We start from the raw sequence: 20,186 nt of genomic DNA, 5'->3' as shown, positions 1-20,186 counted from the left end.
CAGGACATGCCTGAGGGGCACGCGCCCTGCAGTATGTCAAAACGTAACAGTTCTTGGAACCTTTTACTTCCAAGCCGTTTCTGGACAATCGGGATGTACCCGCGCCCGGCCCGCTGCGGCCAGGGCACCGCCCTGTCAAAACCGGGGGGTCAACCGGTCCTGTTCGTTTCCCATCTCGCCCGGCCGGCGAGCGGCCGCCCCGAAGCGGCCCGCCCATCCCGCCGCCGTTTCTTTTCTTGCCACCCCACCCCAAGGAGCCCCCTCGACGATGCTGGATTTCCTGTCCCTCTCCCCCTGGCTCGCCACCTTGCTCGGCGCCAGCCTGGCCGCCATGGCCGGTGCCATGGCCCACCGCATCGCCGCGCTGCTCGCCCTGCGGGCCACGCGCGGGCTGCCCGTGCTGCAGACCGTCGTGCAGGCCTGCGTCCCCGCCATGCGCGTGCTGCTGCCCCTGTTCGCCACGCAATTGGTCTGGGTGGCCGCGGCCGATACGCTGCCCCACCTCGGCACGGTGCGGCACCTCACGGGGCTGGCGCTCATCGCGGTGACGGCCTGGGCGCTGATCGCCGCCATCGGCGGGGTCGCGGACGGGCTCATCGCCCGCTACCCGGCGAACGTGGAAGACAACCTGACGGCGCGCCGCGTGGCCACGCAGGCCCGGGTGCTGTCGCGCACCGCCATGACGGGCGTGGTGATGGCCGCGGTATCGCTCATGCTCATGACCTTTCCTGGCGCACGGCAGGTGGGCGCCAGCCTGCTGGCCTCGGCCGGCGTGGTCGGCATCGTGGCCGGTATCGCGGCACGGCCCGTGTTCAGCAACATCATCGCGGGCCTGCAGATCGCGCTCGCCCAGCCCATCCGCATCGACGACGTGCTGATCGTGCAGGGAGAATGGGGCCGCGTGGAAGAGATCACGGGCACCTACGTGGTGCTGGCCATCTGGGACGAGCGGCGGCTGATCATCCCGCTGCAGTGGTTCATCGAGAACCCCTTTCAGAACTGGACACGGACCAGCTCGCAGATCCTGGGCACCGTGTTCCTGTTCGCGGACTACCGCCTGCCGCTGGACCCGCTGCGCGCCGAACTGAGCCGCATCCTGGAGACGGCCCCCGAATGGGACCGGCGCGTGAGCGTGCTGCAGCTCACCGACGTGACCGAGCGCACCATCCAGATCCGCGTGCTGGTCTCGGCCCGATCGTCGGGCCTGGCGTTCGACCTGCGCTGCCGCGTGCGCGAGGCGCTGGTCACCTTCATCCAGCGCGAATACCCGGACTGCCTGCCGCAGGTGCGTGGCCCGAAGGAGACCGCGCGTGCCGACGCATCGCTCGCCCCGTCGCCGTGACGACCACCCACAAACCCCTATTGCAGGAACTCCGTTTGCCACGCGGCGCTGGCGGCCATGCCATGTCTTTTGACATAGGCGGTTGGAGCGCTTGCAGGTATAAAACGCAGTTACTAGAAAGACGAGCGGAATGACCCAAAGGGCGGCGGAAATACTGGTGGTGGACGATCATCCCGAGACGGCGGAGCTGGCAGCGATGGCCCTCCAACTGGATGGTTTTACCGCTGCGATTGCCAACAGTGGCGCGGACGCGCTGAACTACATCGAAAAGCACCAGCCGGCCTGCGTGCTGCTGGATTTCGACATGCCAGGCATGGATGGCCTGGAACTGGCGCGGCGCGTGCGCGATAAGCACAACGACGATATCGTCCTGATCGCCCTGACCGGCTGGACGGACACCAACGACCGCGTCACCGAACTGCTGGCGGTGGTGGACCACCACTTTCTCAAGCCCGTCGACTGGCGGCGCCTCACGGGCATTCTGTCGCCGCTGCGCTGAACGCTTTCGCTGGGCGAAGGTTGCGGCTTCAAGGCGCCGCGCAGAAACCCCTCCCCTGCCTTTACGACGCCTTCGTTCTCCGCCGCGCGGCCTGCCGCCATCGGTTTCCTCGCGCTGCCACTCAGGCCTCTTTTCCCGGGCATTGCAGGCCTTCTCGACCCACAAGCGACACGGCGAGCGGCCCTCCACGACACCGCAGCGACGCCTCGCCCAGCGATTTCGCACGGGCCTTGCCCACCCGGGGGAAAATCGGCGGATTCATCCCCACGCGAAGCCACATGGCCGCAAGCGGAGGATGCTCCGAAGACGAACGGCGCTTGCGCCACCAAGATGGGTCGAACATGAAACTTGCCACCTGGAACATCAACTCCCTTTCCGTGCGCCTGCCCCAGGTGATCGCCTGGCTCGCCGACAACCCCGTGGACGCGTTGTGCCTGCAGGAACTGAAACTGGTGGACGAAAAGTTTCCCCATGACGCGTTGAAGGAGATCGGCTACCACGCGGTGGCCTTCGGCCAGAAAACCTACAACGGCGTCGCCATCCTGAGCCGCACCCCGCTGCGCGACGTGGTGCGGAACATCCCCGCCCACGAAGACGCGCAGGCACGCGTGATCGCCGCCACGCTGGACACCCCGGACGGCCCCCTGCGGCTGGTGAATGGTTATTTCGTCAACGGCCAGGCGCCAGGGTCGGAAAAATTCGCCTACAAGATGCTGTGGCTCGAAGCGCTGCACCGCTGGCTGGGTGAGGAACTGCAGGCGCACCCGCGCCTGGCCCTGCTGGGCGATTTCAACGTGGCCCCCGAAGACCGCGACTCGTTCGATCCGGTGGGCCTCAAGGACACCATCCACCACACCGTGGAGGAACGCGGCCATTTCCAGCAGCTGCTGCAACTGGGCCTGACCGACGCCTACCGACTGTTCGACCAGCCCGAAAAGAGCTACTCGTGGTGGGACTACCGCATGCTGGGCTTCCAGAAGAACCGCGGCCTGCGCATCGACCACATCCTGGTGAGCGAAGCGCTGCGGGCGCGCGTGACCGCTTGCACGATCGACCGCGCGCCGCGCAAGAACCCGCAGCCCAGCGACCACGCGCCGGTCGTCGCCACGCTGGACTGACCAACGAAACCGCGGCCCCTCGCGGCCGGCGGCGGTCAGCGACGGGCCGTGCCCGCCAGCCCCATTTCCACATCCAGCGGCCTGCGGGCGGCGGGCCCCAGGCGCTCCTGCGCCCAGGCCATCACGTTGGGCGCCTGCTGCCAACCGTCCTGGATTTTCCGGGCGGCGTAGGCACCGCCCTGGGCCACATACGGGACCCCGATTTCGATCAACCCCGACATGAGTCCGAACAGCATGACCGACGAGGCCCGCTTGCCCGCCAGCATGCCGGCATCGGCCCGGTCGGGGGGCAGCGATGCCGGCGATCCTGCGAGGTCGATGCTGGCGTTGGCGGCAAAGAGCTCGGATGCAAACAGGCCCACCGTGGCCACCACCGCGACCGGCACGGGCGAGGTCACCAGGGATTTGGCGCCCTGCAGCGCCGACGGGCCCATGGCCTTGATCCTGTCGCCCCAGGAGGTCTGGGTCTTGTCGATGACTTCGGGCAGGTCGTCGCGCAGCAGCATGCGGGCGTCATATGGCACCGTCTGCGACAGCTTCATCACGTTTTTCGCCCCGGCGGCCAGCATGCCGCCGAACCCATCGATGAAAGTCGCGTCGATGCGGTCCGCCCAGGCACGGTTCACGCTGTGGTCGCCCCGGCCCTCGATGGCAGCCTGGATGTAGGGCTCCACCGTCCTGGGCAGGTTCTTGGCCACGTTGAGACCCGCCGAAACGCCCGCGTTCTTCAGAATCTCCGCGTGCGGATCCGGCCGCAACGACGCCGGCAACCGGGCGTTGCCGCCATAGTCGTTGTAGATGCCGGGCTTGATGATGGCCCCGCCCACCACGCTGGTGAACACATCGACCGCGCCCACGCCGACGCCCACCGCCAGCCCCAGCAGCGAGGGATTCCTGAGCAGCGTCAACGGCAGCATCGCCACCAGCTTTTCGTTGGCCGCCGTCATTCCGGCCATGTAGCCCGCGCCGTCGGCAAAGCCCATCCCGATAAAACTCAGCACCGCATCGTGCCGCCACGCCTGGCTCAGGAAATCGTGGAGCTTCTTCGGGGTGTCGATGCCTTTCGTGAAAAGCACTTCGGTGTTGCGCTCCAGCCGCGCGACGACGTCCGGTGCCTGCGCGGCGGCCGGGCCCAGGAGAGTGGCGATGGCGTCCTCGACAACGTCATGCAATGCCTCCTCCCGAGGGAGAGACGTCCTGCCAGAGAAATAGACCGATGTCTGGTCGGACACACTGTCGGACAGGTCGACCTCGACGAATGAAGCGGCCTCCAGGAAGATTGACCCAGGCACGGCGGCATGTACGTCTCCAGCCGGCTGCACCGGCACCGATGGGCGCGGCAATTCGGCCCGGGGCGAAGGCATGGTGGCACCGCCGCTGACCCGGCCAGAGCGCGGAAAAAGCGGCTGCAGCCCGTCGGAAGACACCGTGGTGCGCGTACGGGAGCGTTGCTGGGGCTCAGCCCTGTTGGCATTGGCCTCGCGCCGATCGGCACCAGGAAAGCTTTGCCCCCGCTCGGGGACCGGTCGCCGTGCGGATACCGGGCTGCTGTAGATTGCGTTCATGAAATCCCCCCCTTTGTTGTGAACGAAATGGTCGACCGGGTTGTTACAACACCGGTGAACCGCTCACTCTAGGGTTCGTCCATGGACCGTTCAAAGCCCCCAGGCGAAGCGCCGCAGCACGATGCGAACGGATGTGAGGAATTGCCCGCAGACGCAAAAAAGCCCCGGGTCCGGGGCTTCGGGGGTATCGGGTTGCAGCGAAATGGACGCCGCCATGGTCACCGCGGTGGCGGTAACAGCGGCTCCTCAGCTTTCGCAGAACCGGCTATACAAGCGTTATGCCGCAGCCTGGAAGCGATTGCGCAAGGCACGCACTTCGTCGTGGTTGCGCTGCGCGCCCTCGGCCTGGCGTTCCACCATGGCACGCACGTTCGCCGGCAGGGACGCCTTCAGCGCCTTGCGGTAACGGGCCACGGCCGCGTCTTCGCCGCGCTCGCACTCTTCCAGCACCGCCTTGTCGTCACGGGTGGACATCGCCGCCTTGACGGACACCCAGCCGCGGTGCAGTGCGCCGGACATGGAACCACCGCTGGAAGGCTCGCCGCCGTGAGTGCGGATTTCGCGCTCCAACTCGGTGGCGGCCGCCGCACATTCGCTGGCGTGGCGCAGGAAGATGCCCTTCAGTTCAGGCGAGTCGGCATGCTCGGCCGATGCCTTGAAGCCGTATTCGCCGTCGCGGCAGGATTCGAGCAGGTCGTCCAGCACATCGACCACGTCGTCGTTGTCCACCAGGGCAGTGGTGTTGTCGTAGGTGTTGCCGTAAGCGGAGTCGGAGCCCAGCGTGGTGCCACGGCCTGCGCGCTCCCAGGCGGCGCGGGCAGCGGGGCGGGCCTCTTCCCACTCGAGGCGGCTGGTGGAACGTGCCGTGCCCCAATCGCGGGCCAGGTTGGGTTCGACGGCGTCGAAATCGCCGTCGTAGCGGCCAACCGAACTCCAGCCCAGCTCGTAGGCAGGACGGTATTCGTCATAGGCGCGGCCCTTCACGTAGTAGGGCTCGCGGTCGTAGCTTTCACGCCAGTAGGCATCCTCCACCGTGGGGTTGACCGACTCGGCGGCGGCCTTGCCGGCCAGACCGCCGACCACGGCACCCGCCACACCGCCGACGGCAGCGCCGATCGGGCCGCCGAAGGCACCGGCCGCCGCTCCCGCCATTGCGCCACCAGCAGCGCCGACGCCGGTGCCCACGGGGTGCGCGCCAGGCTCGTTGGTCAGAGGGTCGCGGTTTGCATCGTTGAAATCGGACATGAAGTAACTCCGGTTGGTTGAACAGTGCCTTCATTCTTCAAGGCATCCATTGCGCCGGAGGTCGGCCTGTGCACCGCACGCCTGTAGGACTCGTGCCTGCACAGGGCTGTGTGAAAACACTGGCCGAATATTGCTTCTTTGCTACAAAATTAATAGCTACATGCCAGCGTTTTCATTGCCGTGGAGGCCTTTTTTTCATGCATCTTCGGGCGCGTCCAGGCCCAGCTCCTGGATCTTGCGCGTGATGGTGTTGCGGCCAATGCCCAGGCGCTGCGCCGCCTCCATGCGCCGGCCGTGCGTGGCGGCCAGCGCTGTGCGGATGAGGCGCGACTCGAAACGCCGCGACAGCGCATCCCAGACCTCGGTCTGCCCCCCGGACAGCAGCTTGTGCGCCTCGGCCTCCAGCGCCTGCTCCCAACCCGGCGAGTCCGCCAGGATCGCCTGCGACGCCCCGGCCGGCGGGAAGGCCGTCCCCAGGGCCGGTGCGGCAAACACCCGGTCTTCCCGGGGCAGCGCCGCCGCAGGAATGGCCGGTGCAGTGCCTTGTAAAGCCGGGGCCGCCAGCGTGGAAACCGGCGCCTCGCTGCGCGGCTCCGGCACGGCCGGTGCAGCTTCCAGTGGCGCCGCCGCCACGGGCGCCTCCAGCACTTCGGGCGGGAGGTCCTGCAGCGAGATCACCTGCGCCGGCGCCATCACGGTCAGCCAGTGGCAGATGTTCTCCAGCTGCCGCACATTGCCAGGAAAGCCGAACTGGCCCAGCCGGACGAGCGCGGCGTCGGAGATGCGCTTGGGTTCCACGCCCAGTTGCCGCGCGCTCTGCTGCAGGAAATGCCGCGTCAGCATGGGCACGTCTTCATGGCGCTCGCGCAGCGCGGGCAGGCGCAGCCGGATGACGTTGAGGCGGTGGAAAAGGTCTTCACGGAACACGCCGTCCTTCACCCGGCGTTCCAGGTCCTGGTGGGTCGCCGCGATCACCCGCACGTGGGCCTTGACGCCGGCATGGCCACCTACCCGGTAGAACTGGCCATCGGACAGCACGCGCAGCAGCCGCGTCTGCAGGTCGAACGGCATGTCGCCGATTTCATCAAGGAACAGCGTGCCGCCTTCCGCCTGCTCGAAGCGCCCGCGCCGCTGCGTCTGCGCGCCGGTGAAGGCGCCGCGCTCGTGGCCGAACAGTTCACTCTCCAGCAGGTCTTTCGGGATGGCCGCGGTGTTGATGGCCACGAAGGGGCCGCCGGCCACGGGCGAATGCTTGTGCAGCGCGCGCGCTACCAGCTCCTTGCCAGAACCCGATTCGCCGGTGATGAGCACCGTGACCTGGCTCTGGCTCAGCCGCCCGATCGCCCGGAACACGTCCTGCATGGCCGGGGCCTGTCCCAGCATTTCAGGGGTGGCGGTCTGGCGCTCTTCGGTGACTTCTTCGCGCTGGCTTTCTTCGACGGCGCGGCGGATCAACTCCACCGCCTTGGGCAGGTCGAAGGGCTTGGGAAGATATTCGAAAGCGCCGCGCTGGAAGGCCGAGACCGCGCTGTCCAGATCGGAATACGCCGTCATGATGATGACGGGCAGGCCCGGCTGCTGTTCGCGCACTTTCTCCAGCAGTTGCAGGCCCGAGCCACCCGGCATGCGGATGTCGCTCACCAGCACCTGCGGACCTTGCCGCTCGGGATCGCCAGGGGTGATTTCAGCCAGCGCTTCCAGCACCTCGCGCGGGTGGGTGAAGCTGCGCGTCGGCAAGCTCTCGCGTGCCAGCGCCTTCTCTAGGACGAAGCGGATCGAGGGGTCGTCATCTACTATCCAGATCGGCTTCATGTGTTGGTTCTACCTTGTTCCCATGGATTGCTTATCGGGACCTCAAGGCAAGGGAATGAGGATTCGGAAATCGGTGCGACCCGGCACGCTGTCGCATTCGATCAATCCGTGGTGCCGCTGCACAAAGGTTTGCGCCAGCGTCAGCCCCAACCCCGATCCCCCATCACGCCCTGTCACCAAGGGATAGAAAATCCGCTCCTTGATGGCTTCGGGCACGCCCGGTCCGTTGTCGATGACATGCAATTCCAGTGCCAGCCGATACCGCTGCCGGCCGAAGGTGACCTGGCGCGCCACGCGCGTGCTCAACGTGATCAGCGCGTCGCCCACGGCGATGCGATCCGTGAGCACCTGCGCCGCGTTCTGCACGATGTTCAGCAGCGCCTGGATGAGTTGTGCGCGGTCGCCGCGGAACTCGGGAATGGAGGTGTCGTAGTCGCGCTGCACTCGCAGCCCCTGCGGGTACTCGACCAGCACCAGCGACCGCACACGCTCGCACACCTCGTGGATGTTCACGTCGCCCACCAGGTGCGGATGGCGGTGCGGTGCCAGCAGGCGATCCACCAGGCTCTGCAGCCGGTCCGCCTCGTGGATGATGACCTGCGTGTATTCAGTGAGCTCGGGATTGTCGAGTTCCATCTCCAGCAACTGCGCCGCGCCGCGAATGCCGCCCAGGGGGTTCTTGATCTCGTGCGCCAGGTTGCGGATCAACTCCTTGTTGGCCAGCGCCTGTTCACGCAGGCGCTCCTCGCGGTCCTGCCGGGCCTGAGCCTCCAGGGGCCACAGCTCGACCAGGATCTCGCCGGTGTGCTCTGCGACCGCCAGGTGCACATGAACGGGCATCGCATCCTGCTGCTGTGCACGGCGCAGCGCGGCCTCGAAGCGCAGCGCGGCGAAGTCCTGTCCGCGCGCTCCGGCCAGGGCTGTCTGCAGCAGCGCCGGGTCGGAAAAATAGCCGCTGAAGTCAGAGCCTTCGAGCGTGCGCCGCGACAGCCCCAGCATGTTCTCCAGGGACGCATTGGCGAACAGCACGGCCCCGTCGGGTTGCAGCACGGCCACGAGCGTGGACACGAGGTCCAGCGCCTGGTAGCGCGCGGTATCGGGTTTGGAAGAAGCCACCACGCTCAGCGATTGGCCGCAGGCAGGCGGGCGAGTTCGCGCTTGATGCCGGCCACATCGCTGTCCGCGCGGGCGAGGCTGGCCTTCAGCTCGGCGGTGCGCTCCATCCACAATTGGGGGTTGCGCAGTTCGAGGGCCGTGCGCTGGGGCTCGCCGTTGTTGTATTCCTTGGCGATCTCGGCCTGACGTGCCTCCGCCTTGCGTAGTTCGGCTTCCAGGATGGCGCGCGCATCGGAGTCCCTTGCGCGCTGGTCGTTGGTGTCCACCCGGGGGGCATTAGCGGGCGAGGTGCTGGCGCTCGGCGCGCTGCCACCCGAGGCCGCTGGCGTCCCGCCTGGCCGCGCCCCCTGCACGACCGTCACATTGCCGCCTTCGACCAGTTTGCAGCCACGCTCCTTGGCCTGGCTGGCATTGTTGGTGTATTCATTGCCGCAGCGGTAGATGCGATCCTGCGACCACGCGGCGGGCGCCACGGCGGCGATGGCCATCAGTGCGATGAGTGTTTTTTTCATTCAGGTTCCTCGCAAGGCATGCCGGCGGCATGCGGGAGATGCCAGGGGAGTATCTCCCAATCGCTGGGCCTCGCCAATCGGCGCCCCCGGTCGGGAGCGGTTATTCGCCCAGGGACCACGGCGCTGGCAGCGCCATGAAAAAAGGCGGCCGAAGCCGCCTTTTGATGGTGTGTCCCGTGGCCGCAGCCCGGGGATCACAGCGAGTAGTACATGTCGTATTCCACGGGGTGGGGAGCCATGCGGAAACGCGTGACCTCGCCCATCTTCAGGTCGATGTAGGCGTCGAGCATGGAATCGGAGAACACGCCGCCCTTGGTCAGGAAGCCGCGGTCCTTGTCCAGATACTCCAGCGCCTGATCGAGGCTGTGGCACACGGTCGGCACCAGCTTGTCTTCCTCAGGCGGCAGATGGTACAGATCCTTCGTGGCGGCTTCGCCGGGATGGATCTTGTTTTCCACGCCGTCCAGGCCGGCCATCATCAGGGCCGAGAAGCACAGGTACGGGTTGGCCGATGGATCGGGGAAGCGTGCCTCGATGCGGCGGCCCTTGGGGTTGGCCACGTAAGGAATGCGGATCGAGGCCGAGCGGTTGCGAGCCGAGTAGGCCAGCTTCACCGGGGCTTCGAAGCCGGGCACCAGGCGCTTGTAGCTGTTGGTGCCAGGGTTGGTGATGGCGTTCAGGGCACGTGCGTGCTTGATGATGCCGCCGATGTAGTACAGGGCGAAGTCCGAAAGGCCGGCATAGCCGTCGCCAGCGAACAGGTTCTTGCCGTCCTTCCAGATGGACTGGTGCACGTGCATGCCGGAGCCGTTGTCGCCAGCGTAAGGCTTGGGCATGAAGGTCGCGGTCTTGCCGTAGGCATTGGCCACGTTCCAGACCACGTACTTCAGGACCTGCGTCCAGTCGGCGCGCTCGACCAGCGTGCTGAACTTGGTGCCGATCTCGTTCTGGCCAGCGCCCGCCACTTCGTGGTGGAACACTTCGACAGGGATGCCCAAAGATTCAAGGATCAGGGACATTTCAGCGCGCATGTCCTGCGTGCTGTCGACGGGGGGCACGGGGAAGTAGCCGCCCTTGACCGTGGGACGGTGGCCGCGGTTGCCACCTTCGAGCTTGGCGCCGGAGTTCCAGGGCGCTTCGTATTCTTCGATCTCGAACATGACCTTGCCGGGCTCGTTGGACCAGCGCACGCCGTCGAAGATGAAGAATTCAGGCTCAGGACCGAAGAACGCCGTGTCGCCCAGGCCGGAGGCCTTCAGGTAGGCCTCAGCGCGCTTAGCGATGGAGCGGGGGTCGCGGTCGTAGGCCTTGCCATCGCCCGGCTCGATCACGTCGCATTGCAGGAACAGCGTGGTTTCCTCGAAGAACGGGTCGATGTTGGCGGTGTTGGGATCGGGCATGAGCTGCATGTCCGAAGCTTCAATGCCCTTCCAGCCCGCCACCGAAGAGCCGTCGAATGCGTGACCCGAAGAGAACTTGTCCTCATCGAAATGGGACACGGGCACAGTCACGTGCTGTTCCTTGCCGCGGGTATCGGTGAAGCGAAAGTCAACAAACTTGACCTCGTTCTCCTTCACCATCTTCATCACGTCTGCAACGGTCTTTGCCATCAGGTTCTCCAGGATTTAAGCGCTTGTTGAAAAAAACACCACGAAAGAAAAGCAGGTTGCGTGCCAGCCAGGTGCTGCAATGCACTAAGGCGGAGCACGCCCTCCTCCAAACCTGCCGCGCCACCGAATTTGCACCATTAAAGTGCAAATCATCGAGCGCAGCGTCGTTTCAAATATCTCGCACCATTTCAGGGCCGCAGTTTGCACCAAATTCATGCAAAGCCGCCTGCAAAGCGGTCCAGGCGGCAGGTACAAGCTCTGCAGGCCCCTTGACGCCGAGTTCGATATGGCGCCCGTGCACGGGATGGTCCACGCTCGGCAAGCTGAAAACACGTACCGACGCGTGCTGGCTTTCAATGCGCTCCATCAACGGCGTCAAAGCTGCCTCCATCGCGCCGTAGACGACGACGGAGTGCTCGGTTTGGGGCGCACGGTTGAACCACTGCGCACAGTGATGGTCCAGCACCCACTCCACCATCGGCCACGCCATCACGGGAAAGCCTGGCACGAAGTGCACGGCACCACCGGCACTGCCATCGCATGAAAAACCAGGAATCTTGTTGTACGGATTCGGGATGATGCGAGCCCCCTCGGGAAACACCCCCATGTTCAGCCGGTGCACATTGTCCGCACGGTCGGGTTCATAAGCCACGCCCTGCTCCATCGCGACATCCTGCATCCGCTCCCGAATCAGCGATTCGGCCTCCGGATGCAATCGGAGCGGAACGCTCAGCGCGCGCGCAGCACACTGGCGGGTGTGATCGTCGGGCGTGGCACCGATGCCACCACAGGAAAACACCACATCCCCGGAAGCAAAGGCTCGCTGCAGGGTCGCGGTGATGCGGCCTGGGTCGTCACCCACATAGTCGGCATAGGCCAGCTGCAAACCGCGCGCGCCCAGCAGCTCGATCACCTTTGGCAGGTGCTTGTCGGCGCGCTTGCCGGACAGGATTTCGTCGCCAATGATGATGAGTCCGAAAGAGGGGGTCATGGTGTCGGGTTTGCGAGGGCAATGGGGGGAAGGATGGGGGCTGGTGGAGTGCCAACGCCACCACCAGGACCGCCAGCGTGCTCGGCGCGCAACTGCTGCAGCGCGTCCAGCGCATAGTGGGTAAACCACAAGGAGGAGAAGGCGAACACCAGGGTGTAGATCCAGACGGCCAACGGAATCAGGACGAAAAACGCCGCCGCGAACAACACCCCGGACGCCCAGACGATTCCAGGCGCTGCGCCCAGGTAGCCGCACAAGATGCCGATGGTCAGCAGGCGCATGCGGTGGCGCTTGAAAATGACTTCGCGCTCCTGTCGGCTCGCATGCTCGGCCAAGGCGTCAAACGCCATGACGCGGTAGGTCAGCCAACCCCAGATCAGCGGTGGCAGCACCAGCACCAGCGGTGGAATGAGCCAGAGCGGAACGGACACCACCAGCGCCGCCATGGCGGCCATCGTCGCGCCGAGAGACCATGCCAGGCTGGCCACCATCGACGCGCCGCGCTTGCGCTCCAGCAATGGGAAACGGCGCCTGGCCACGACTGTCACGAGAGCAGGCGTCATGATCACTGCGACCACCAGCACCGAAACGATCATGATCACCGGTGTCGAGAGAACCACCACGATCAAAGGAGCGATGGCGGCGGGTGCCTGCTCGATGCCCCAGGCCTGGAACCATCCCCACACCATCGCCAGGATGTCCGATGACTCCAACGCCGAGCGGACCGCCTGCACCGCAAAGCCCCAGAAAAAATGGCTGACCACCCAGGCCAGCAGCAGCATGAGCAGCAACGGCAGCAGGGAAAGCGCGATGACGCGAGGATGCAGGCAATAAGCGGCCGCGCGCCAGAAGGAATCGATCAGCAATGCCATGGCGCGAGCATAGCGTGGACACGAGTCCAGTCGGCGGCTAGGCTTTGCCCAGCAGGCGCAAAACACCTTGCCACTGCTGCGCCCAAAACCCTTGCCCATAGTTGCGAACGCGGCCATCCGGCCCTGGCTGGACCTGATCACGGACGCCGGTCGGATCGTATCGGAGTTCGAAATTGGCAGTCCGAAAGAGCATGTCCCACCAAGGCAGCAACACGCCGAAATTGCAGCCGCCCAACACCGTGACGGGCTTCTGAACGGGCTCGGCCTGGACATACCGCTCCGCCATCACCTTCGTTGGAGACGGGACTGAGCGCATTGCCACCGATTCATGCCCGATGCCGATCGCATGGTGCAGGCGGTGAAACCGGGGACTCACCCAGAGACGCTCCCCCCAGCGACCGAACCACAAACGCAAATTGGCATGATGGAAGTTCTCGCTCAACTGGGTCAAGGCCACAATGGCCACGAATTGGCCCGGGGCCACACCGATCAGTTGCGCCACAGTGACCACGATGGCATCCCGAAGCAGATCATCGAGAAGGTGGTTGCGGTTGTCGCTCCACATCGTCATTTGCCGCTGCGAATGGTGCAGCGAATGCAGCCGCCACCACCATTCGAAATGGTGTTGTCCGCGGTGAATCCAGTAGTCCAGAAAATCAAACACTGCCAGATAAACCAGCAGGCTGACCCAAGGCAGGTCGGTCACGCCCGGCCATAACGCATCCAGATGGAACGTGCTGATCCCATCCATGCGCAGCGCACCGAAAAATGCATCCCACAACGGATCGACACTGAAAAAAAGCGCCAACCGGAACAAGCCGAGGCGGTGAATCAGTGTGTAGAGGATGTCCGTTCGCACCGCAGCCCGGTCAACCAGGGGCTCCACGGGCCGCCAGCGCTGCAGCGGCGCAATGATTGCCAACATCACGACCAACTGCAGCAATCCGACCAGCAGCCACCCGGTGGCAGCATAGCCATCCTCCAACAGCCCCGCCATGCCCGTTGCGAACATGACAGGCTGAATCACCGACTCGAACAGCCATTGCTGTGCGGTGTCGAAACCGTTACTCAACCAATCCATCGCTCACAACTCCTGTCCTGTCCATCGACTGTTTGGACTCAACGCTTGCCCGCCAGCCAATCACGGTAATCGGGATGGTCATTCAGCGTTCTGAAGCAGAACCCGCGCTGCTTCAACCCGTCGATCAGGGGCTCCAGCACCGTTGGAGCCCACGGGTCCTTCCGCGACCAGATACCCAGATGTGCCAGCAGAATGTCTCCGCCGCGAATATTGTCCAGCGCTTTCTTCAACAACGCTGCATTACTGAATTTCTCACTGGGCAGTTCATCGCCCAAGAAACCTGCCGGCGACCACCCCACGTGCGCATAGCCGCAGGATTTGGCAACGGCCAGAAGGCGAGGCGATGTCTTTCCGCCAGGCGCTCGGAAAAGTGGAAGGGGTGCCTTGCCCGTCACTTCGCGCAGGCGATCGGAAGCCCTTCGTATCTCGGTGCAGTACTGCTCTGCGCTGAGGGTCAAATCCTTGCCTGCCTGGGGGCCAGATGAGGAACGCACATGGAACTGCGGCGCATTCGGCGCACCAGCATCGGCGCGCCAATAGGTATGGTCCATCGTGTGAGAGGCAAAAGCATGCCCCTCTGCCGCCCGGGCATGCCACCACGGTGCCCACGCAGCCCCCAAACTGCCATCGCCCGTTTTTGTTTTTTCATTGGCTGCAAAAAAAGTGACGAGGACTTTTTTTCGTTTAAGCACATCAGCAACCAAGGGGGCAATTTCCATGTGCCCCGTATCGAAGGTCAGGTACAGCGGTTTCTGACAATCCGCAGTTTCGGCCGCTAACGCAATATTGACGGGCACAGATGCTATTAAAAAAGTAGCATACACCCCTAAGAGCGTCTGGTTGCGCAATGCCATCTTTTCCTTGAGTCCTCACCGTGGAGCGTGCTGAAGGGTCCAGACGCCGTGAGGCGATTTGCCCACATTGATTTTCTGAACGACCTTCCGTTCTACCGTGTCGATGACCAGCATCTTGCGAGCCCATCGGGCACTGACGTAGATCCATCGGCCATCGGCAGAAACGTCCATGCAATCTGGTCCGCCAGGCGCCGGATAGGTATCGACCACTTGACGTTTGACCATGTCGATCTTGCTGATCGTATTGGCCACCCGATTGCTGACAAACACATGGCGCTTGTCACCCGCGCCGCGGAACGCATGGGCACCGCTACCGGTCTTGATCCTTTGGACGCTGCGAGGCGCATTTTCAGACACGTCGAACACCTCGACGCTATCGCTGCCAGTCAAACCGATGAACAGGAATTTATCGTCTGGGCTCCCGTAGATATCGGCCGGCATGGCGCCGGTCCTGATTCGCCATTTGATCTTCTGGGTTGCGATGTCGATCGCCACAAGTTCATCACTGTCTTGCATCGTGGAGTAGACCGTTCGGCTCTGGCTATCCACCCAAAGATGACTCGGGGTTTTGGCCGTCGCCACCCTTTGTACCAAAGTCAGGTCTTTGCCATCCCAACGATAAAAGTCCACGTGGTTCAAGCGATTGGCCGCGGTGATCAACCACTTCATATCGGGGGTGAACCGCAAATGGTAAGGATCAACAATGCCTCGCACCGTGCGTTGCACTTGAGCGGTCTTCGGATCAATGAAGGTCAGCGTATCTGCCAACGCATTTGCCACTACGAGAGATTTCTCGTCTGGTGTCAGGTACATGTGGTGCGGCTCTTTCCCCGTGGGAATCCGAGAGGTTTCCGTCCAAGTAGCCGGATCAATCACGCTGATATCCGCTTCAAGCGAGTTCAGCACGAACACAGGAGGCGGTGACGAAGGGGCCGCACTGACCACGGTCGCAGCAAAAAAAGTCCACCCCAACAACGCACCGCGGAAACATCCGCCAAATGAAAACTTCACAGCATGTACTTTCACAACACGCGGCAGTGTAGCCGGTGCAAGTACACCGCATCTGCCCATTCAGGTAACAACCCAGCGCCTCTTCAACCACCCCAAGAGACCAAGATTGACGGTCGGCGGCAGGCTAGCTCGTCAATGCTGCAAGATCCTTGTCATCAAGCCATTTCCACTGCCCTGGCGCCAGATCCGCCGGCAATGCCAGATTGCCGACACGCGACCTGTGCAATGTCTCTACCCGGTTCCCCACTGCAGCGAGCATGCGTTTGACCTGATGGTACTTACCCTCCGTCAAAGTAAGGCTTACACCGTGATCGGATGTCTGAACACAAGCAGCGGCTTTTACCGCAACAGGATGGTCATCAAGCACCACGCCTTCGAGCAAGCGAGCGATTTGAACTGCACTCACAGGGTGTTTCGTCGCCACTTCGTACACTTTGGGAACATGTTTTTTGGGAGAACTCATGCGATGAATGAATTGCCCGTCATCGCTAAGTAACAGCAGTCCCGTGGTGTCTTGATCCAAACGCCCTACCGCTTGCACACCCTGTATCGCACTTTTACAAGGTCGTTGTCGCAACGGCACAGGCAGCAACGTATAGACACTTGGATATGTGGAAGGCTTCTGAGAGCATTCGGTTCCAGATGGCTTATGAAGCATCACATAGGCTTTGGGTTGGTACACCCACGTTTCCTCTTGAACCTGAAAACGCAATCCATCCGGAGTTACATCAACGCAGGAATCCACGCAAACGCTGAATGCATTAGCTTCCGGGTCAAACAAGCGCACTAAGCCCCGTTGAATCAACCCTGCACATACCCTTCGTGTTCCGAAACCCTGAGAATAAAGAATATCTTGTAATTGCATGTGACTACAACTGTATTGCTTAATTCAAAATTTTCTTCCCCAAAGCAAAACGCCCCGACATCGTTGGATGTCGGGGCGGTTTGGGCTGTAAGAGCCTGACGATGACCTACTTGCTTCTTTGCCCTGCAGCTGGCGAAACTGCAACTGCTCGCCCAGGGGCGTCTGGATGGTGACTCGGCGTGTCATGGGTGCAGCGGCCGCGAAGGGCCGGTGGGTCGGATTGGAATGGGCCGAATGATAGTGCGCGGCTGAGCGCATCCCACCCCCCGGAAATCCCCCCGCCAGCGGGAAAATGCCTCTAGATGTAACCAATTGCGGCCGTTTCGGCCGCAACGCACACGAAATCACACAGACGGCCGCCTCATCTCCAGGCCCATGGGGCACCGCCCGGCGGCCACCGGGCCTCCCCCGCAGTCACCCCCGCACGCCCCCGGCCAGGGCCGCCGCCTGCTGCTGGAACACGCGCCAGAACGCCGCGTCCTGCGTGGTGGTGAAGTTGATGCGCATGAGCGTGCACGGCTGGCGGCTGGCGTGGAACAGCGCGCCCGGCGCGAGCAGGTAGCCCTCGTCCAGCATGCGCTGGGCCAGCACGTCGGTGTCCACGCCCGTCTCGACCCATCCGAACATGCCGGCCGGCTCGGCCGCGAAGGTGCAGCCGGCCTCCAGCGCCAGCTGCACGCTGCGCGCCCGGGCCTGGGCCAGCCGCTGGCGCATGCGGTCGCTGTGGCGGCGCAGCATGCCCTGCTCGATGCACAGGGCCATGGCCTTTTCCAGCAGCGAGGGCGTGGTCAGCGTGGACAGCAGCTTGGTGTCCAGCAGCGGCTCCACCAGATCGGGCGGCGCGGCCAGGTAGCCAATGCGCCAGTTGGGCGCGAGGATCTTGGCGAAGCCGCTCACGTAGATGGTGCGCGCCAGGCCGTCCAGCACCGTGAGGCGGGTGGCGTGTTCCGGCGCGATGTGGCTGTAGGTGTCGTCTTCGACGATGTGAAAGCCGTGCCGCCCGGCCAGCTGCAGCACCTGGTGCGCGCTGCCCGGCGTGAGGCAGTAGCCGGTGGGGTTGTGGAACACGCTCACGCTCACGAAAAGCTTGGGGGCGTGCACCTCGCAGTAGCGCTCCATCACCGCGAGGTCGGGGCCCTGGGCGCCGCGCGGCACCGGCAGGATGCGCATGCCCAGTGCATCGAGCCGCGCGAACTCCACCGACCAGCCGGGTTCTTCCACCATCACGGTGTCGCCCGCCTTCAGCAGGGTGCGGCTCACGATGTCCAGCGCGTGCGTGGCGCCCATGGTGGTGATGACCTGGCTGGCCTGTGCGGGCACGCCGAAGCCCTGCAGGCGCCGGGCCAGCACCTCGCGCAGGGTGGGCTCGCCCATGGGGTCGCCGTACTGCAGCGAGCTGTCCTGCAGCGCCCGGCCGCTGGAGACCTTGCGCACCGCCGCGCCCATGAAGGTGTTCTCGAGCCAGTCGCGGGGGAACACACCGGCCCCCGGCTGCGGGTGGCTGGAGGCCTGGTGGAACATGCCCCGGATCAGCGCCGTGGCATTGACGCACGAGCCCGAGGGCAGCGGGGACAGCACGGGGGAAGACTTGCGGTCGTTTGCTATTTTTTCTATAGCGCCATGCCCTAGTGGAATATGCCCTTCAGGCATTTTTTGCGCAATGTCGCGCACATAGAAGCCCCGCTGGCTGCGGGCCTCCACCAGGCCCTGCGCGAGGAGCTGGTCGTAGGCGGCCACCACCGTGTACGCGCTCACGCCCTGCAGCCGTGCGCATTCGCGCACCGAAGGCAGCCGCGCGCCGGCGGGCAGCAGCCGGGCACGGATGCGTTCGGCGAAGCGCTCGGCCAGTTGCTCGGTCAGGGATCGGCGGGCGGTGCGGGTCAGCATGGCGGGGGGCTCCTTCACTGTGCTGATGCAAACACCAATACAGATCATGAAATTGTCGAAATAACTGTATTGCAACTGTAATGGAATCTGCTCCTACATTGGAAGCCACAACCCCTGCAACACCCCATGCCCTTCGTCGAATTCACCGCCCTGCTGGCGCTGGCCACCGCCATGAGCTTCAGCCCCGGGCCCAACACCACGCTGGCCACGGCGATCGCTGCCAACCGCGGCCTGCGCCACGCGATGCGCTTCGTCTGGGCGGTGCCCCTGGGCTGGAGCGCCCTGCTGCTCGTGTGCGCGGGCGGCGTCGGCGCGCTGGTGATGGCGGTGCCGGCGGTGCGCCTGGGCATCAAGGTGCTGGGCATCGGCTACCTGCTGTGGCTGGCCTTCAAGCTGAGCCGCAGCGCCCAACTGGGCCAAGCGCAGGCCGGGCGCATGGACGTGGGCTTCTGGCAGGGCGCGGCGATGCAGTTCGTCAACATCAAGGCCTGGCTGCTGGCGCTGACCATCGTGGCCGGCTGGATCGCCGGGCGCGACGATGCCCTGGCGCGGCTGGGCGTGGTGCTGCCGGTGATGGTGGTGTTCGCCTTCTCCAGCAACCTGGTGTATGCCGCCACGGGCGCGCTGCTGCGCCACTGGCTCGCCCAGGGCACGCGGCTGCTGTGGTTCAACCGCGCCATGGCGCTGGTGCTCGCGCTCACCGCCGCCTGGATGGTGAACGCATGACCGCCCGCCCCCGCCGCCGCTTGCGCCCCCTTTGTTTCACCGGACCCCGCCCATGACGCACCCCGCCACCTCGCCGAGCGCCCCCGGCGCCCCCACGGCGCCGGCCACCGGCTGGCAGTCGCCCGAAACCCGCGGCCTGCTGTGGGGCCTGCTGGGCGTCACCATCTTCGCCTTCACCCTGCCCATGACGCGGCTGGCCGTGGGCACGCCCGAGGCGCCGCAGATGTCCGGCGTCTTCATGGCCATGGGCCGGGCGGCGATCGCGGGGGTGCTGTCGGCACTGCTGCTGTGGGCGCGCCGCGCGCCCTGGCCGCGGCCCGAGGACTGGCGGCCGCTGGCCTTCACCGCGCTGGGCGTGGTGTTCGGGTTTCCGCTGCTCACCTCGCTGGCCATGCGCCACGTGGGCGCGGTGCATGCCAGCGTGATCATCGGCATGCTGCCGCTGGCCACGGCCGGCGTGGGCGCGTTGCTGCACCGCCAGCGCCCGTCGCCGCGCTTTTGGCTGTGCGCGCTGCTGGGCACGGCAATGGTGGTCGCGTTCGCGGTGCTGCGCTCGGGCAGCGCAGGCCTGTCGCTGCACCCGGCCGACCTGCTGCTGTTCGCGGCCGTGCTGTGCGCCGCCGTGGGCTACGGCTACGGCGCGCGGCTGTCGCAGCGCATGCCTTCGGGCTCGGTGATCTGCTGGGCGCTGGTCATCTCGCTGCCCGCCACGCTGCCGCTGGGGGCCTGGTCGTGGCCCACGGCGCCCATGCCGGCATCGGCGTGGGGCGCGCTGGCCTATGTGTCGGTGTTTTCGATGTGGCTGGGGTTTTTCGCGTGGTACCGGGGCCTGGCGCTCGGCGGCACGGTGCGCGTGAGCCAGGTGCAGCTGGTGCAGCCGTTCCTGGGCATGCTGTTTTCGGTGCCGCTGCTGGGCGAATCGCTCGATGCGGTCAGCCTGGGCTTCGGCATCGCGGTGATGGCCACGGTGGTGGTCGGCCGACGCGCCCCGGTGCGACAAGGCCCCGCCAGGAACCCCCAACCCGCCGCGATGCGCGGTTAAGCTCTTTCCCCGGCGGGCCCACCCGCATGCCCGCCACC

18 protein-coding genes are annotated in these 20,186 nt (G+C 64.8%); 5 read left to right on the top strand and 13 right to left on the bottom strand.

What is annotated here, in order from left to right:
• The first annotated feature begins 268 nt into the window (after nucleotides 1-268).
• The 3 genes from R1Z03_RS23520 to xth all read left to right on the top strand — a co-directional run bounded on the left by R1Z03_RS23520 (nucleotide 269) and on the right by xth (nucleotide 2,959).
• Nucleotides 269-1,342: a mechanosensitive ion channel family protein gene (locus tag R1Z03_RS23520; protein WP_317355796.1), complete on the top strand. Its 1,074-nt coding sequence runs from the start codon at nucleotides 269-271 to the stop codon at nucleotides 1,340-1,342.
• A gap of 130 nt (nucleotides 1,343-1,472) precedes the next feature.
• Nucleotides 1,473-1,841: a response regulator gene (locus R1Z03_RS23515; protein WP_284427740.1), complete on the top strand. Its 369-nt coding sequence runs from the start codon at nucleotides 1,473-1,475 to the stop codon at nucleotides 1,839-1,841.
• A 341-nt stretch (nucleotides 1,842-2,182) separates the two neighbouring features.
• Nucleotides 2,183-2,959 (top strand): exodeoxyribonuclease III, encoded by a 777-nt coding sequence (gene xth / locus R1Z03_RS23510; protein WP_317355793.1) that lies wholly within the window; start codon nucleotides 2,183-2,185, stop codon nucleotides 2,957-2,959.
• A 35-nt stretch (nucleotides 2,960-2,994) separates the two neighbouring features.
• Here xth and R1Z03_RS23505 read toward each other — a convergent pair whose 3' ends face one another.
• The 13 genes from R1Z03_RS23505 to R1Z03_RS23445 all read right to left on the bottom strand — a co-directional run bounded on the left by R1Z03_RS23505 (nucleotide 2,995) and on the right by R1Z03_RS23445 (nucleotide 18,380).
• Nucleotides 2,995-4,131 (bottom strand): hypothetical protein, encoded by a 1,137-nt coding sequence (locus R1Z03_RS23505; protein WP_317355790.1) that lies wholly within the window; start codon nucleotides 4,129-4,131, stop codon nucleotides 2,995-2,997.
• Nucleotides 4,132-4,800: 669 nt separating this feature from the next.
• Nucleotides 4,801-5,769, bottom strand: coding sequence for a PA2169 family four-helix-bundle protein (locus tag R1Z03_RS23500; RefSeq protein WP_317355788.1), 969 nt, complete (start codon nucleotides 5,767-5,769; stop codon nucleotides 4,801-4,803).
• A 195-nt stretch (nucleotides 5,770-5,964) separates the two neighbouring features.
• Nucleotides 5,965-7,581 carry a nitrogen regulation protein NR(I) gene (gene ntrC, locus R1Z03_RS23495; RefSeq protein ID WP_317355785.1) on the bottom strand — a complete coding sequence of 539 codons (1,617 nt, stop codon included), beginning with the start codon at nucleotides 7,579-7,581 and terminating at the stop codon, nucleotides 5,965-5,967.
• A gap of 42 nt (nucleotides 7,582-7,623) precedes the next feature.
• Complete coding sequence (glnL, locus tag R1Z03_RS23490; RefSeq protein ID WP_372588198.1) at nucleotides 7,624-8,697, bottom strand: nitrogen regulation protein NR(II); 1,074 nt, start codon at nucleotides 8,695-8,697, stop codon at nucleotides 7,624-7,626.
• 5 nt (nucleotides 8,698-8,702) lie between these two features.
• Nucleotides 8,703-9,209: a hypothetical protein gene (locus R1Z03_RS23485; RefSeq protein WP_284431517.1), complete on the bottom strand. Its 507-nt coding sequence runs from the start codon at nucleotides 9,207-9,209 to the stop codon at nucleotides 8,703-8,705.
• Nucleotides 9,210-9,403: 194 nt separating this feature from the next.
• Nucleotides 9,404-10,819 carry a type I glutamate--ammonia ligase gene (gene glnA / locus R1Z03_RS23480; RefSeq protein ID WP_272551879.1) on the bottom strand — a complete coding sequence of 472 codons (1,416 nt, stop codon included), beginning with the start codon at nucleotides 10,817-10,819 and terminating at the stop codon, nucleotides 9,404-9,406.
• 169 nt (nucleotides 10,820-10,988) lie between these two features.
• The gene (locus R1Z03_RS23475) at nucleotides 10,989-11,810 is read right to left on the bottom strand and encodes a molybdopterin-binding protein (RefSeq protein WP_317355782.1); all 822 of its coding nucleotides are present in this window, start codon (nucleotides 11,808-11,810) and stop codon (nucleotides 10,989-10,991) included.
• Nucleotides 11,807-12,682 carry an EI24 domain-containing protein gene (locus R1Z03_RS23470; protein ID WP_317355779.1) on the bottom strand — a complete coding sequence of 292 codons (876 nt, stop codon included), beginning with the start codon at nucleotides 12,680-12,682 and terminating at the stop codon, nucleotides 11,807-11,809. Before R1Z03_RS23470 ends, R1Z03_RS23475 begins: the two co-directional genes overlap by 4 nt.
• Before the next feature lie 37 nt (nucleotides 12,683-12,719).
• Nucleotides 12,720-13,763 carry a sterol desaturase family protein gene (locus tag R1Z03_RS23465; protein ID WP_317355776.1) on the bottom strand — a complete coding sequence of 348 codons (1,044 nt, stop codon included), beginning with the start codon at nucleotides 13,761-13,763 and terminating at the stop codon, nucleotides 12,720-12,722.
• 38 nt (nucleotides 13,764-13,801) lie between these two features.
• Entirely contained in the window at nucleotides 13,802-14,617 is an 816-nt protein-coding gene (locus R1Z03_RS23460; protein ID WP_317355773.1) for a polysaccharide deacetylase family protein, read from the bottom strand.
• 15 nt (nucleotides 14,618-14,632) lie between these two features.
• Nucleotides 14,633-15,688: a YncE family protein gene (locus R1Z03_RS23455; RefSeq protein WP_372588197.1), complete on the bottom strand. Its 1,056-nt coding sequence runs from the start codon at nucleotides 15,686-15,688 to the stop codon at nucleotides 14,633-14,635.
• 64 nt (nucleotides 15,689-15,752) lie between these two features.
• On the bottom strand, nucleotides 15,753-16,493 hold the full coding sequence (locus R1Z03_RS23450; protein WP_284431512.1) for a 16S rRNA pseudouridine(516) synthase: 741 nt from the start codon (nucleotides 16,491-16,493) through the stop codon (nucleotides 15,753-15,755).
• A 414-nt stretch (nucleotides 16,494-16,907) separates the two neighbouring features.
• Nucleotides 16,908-18,380 (bottom strand): PLP-dependent aminotransferase family protein, encoded by a 1,473-nt coding sequence (locus R1Z03_RS23445; RefSeq protein ID WP_284403006.1) that lies wholly within the window; start codon nucleotides 18,378-18,380, stop codon nucleotides 16,908-16,910.
• Between the two features lie 126 nt (nucleotides 18,381-18,506).
• Here R1Z03_RS23445 and R1Z03_RS23440 point away from each other — a divergent pair, with 126 nt between their 5' ends.
• Both R1Z03_RS23440 and R1Z03_RS23435 read left to right on the top strand, forming a co-directional pair.
• Nucleotides 18,507-19,106, top strand: coding sequence for a LysE family translocator (locus R1Z03_RS23440; RefSeq protein WP_284403005.1), 600 nt, complete (start codon nucleotides 18,507-18,509; stop codon nucleotides 19,104-19,106).
• 52 nt (nucleotides 19,107-19,158) lie between these two features.
• Entirely contained in the window at nucleotides 19,159-20,148 is a 990-nt protein-coding gene (locus R1Z03_RS23435; RefSeq protein WP_284431396.1) for a DMT family transporter, read from the top strand.
• Nucleotides 20,149-20,186 lie beyond the last annotated feature (38 nt).

It is taken from the genome of Acidovorax sp. BLS4 (genome assembly GCF_032929295.1).
Taxonomy (GTDB): Bacteria; Pseudomonadota; Gammaproteobacteria; order Burkholderiales; family Burkholderiaceae_C; genus Paracidovorax.
This window is presented reverse-complemented; position numbering and strand designations above follow the sequence as displayed.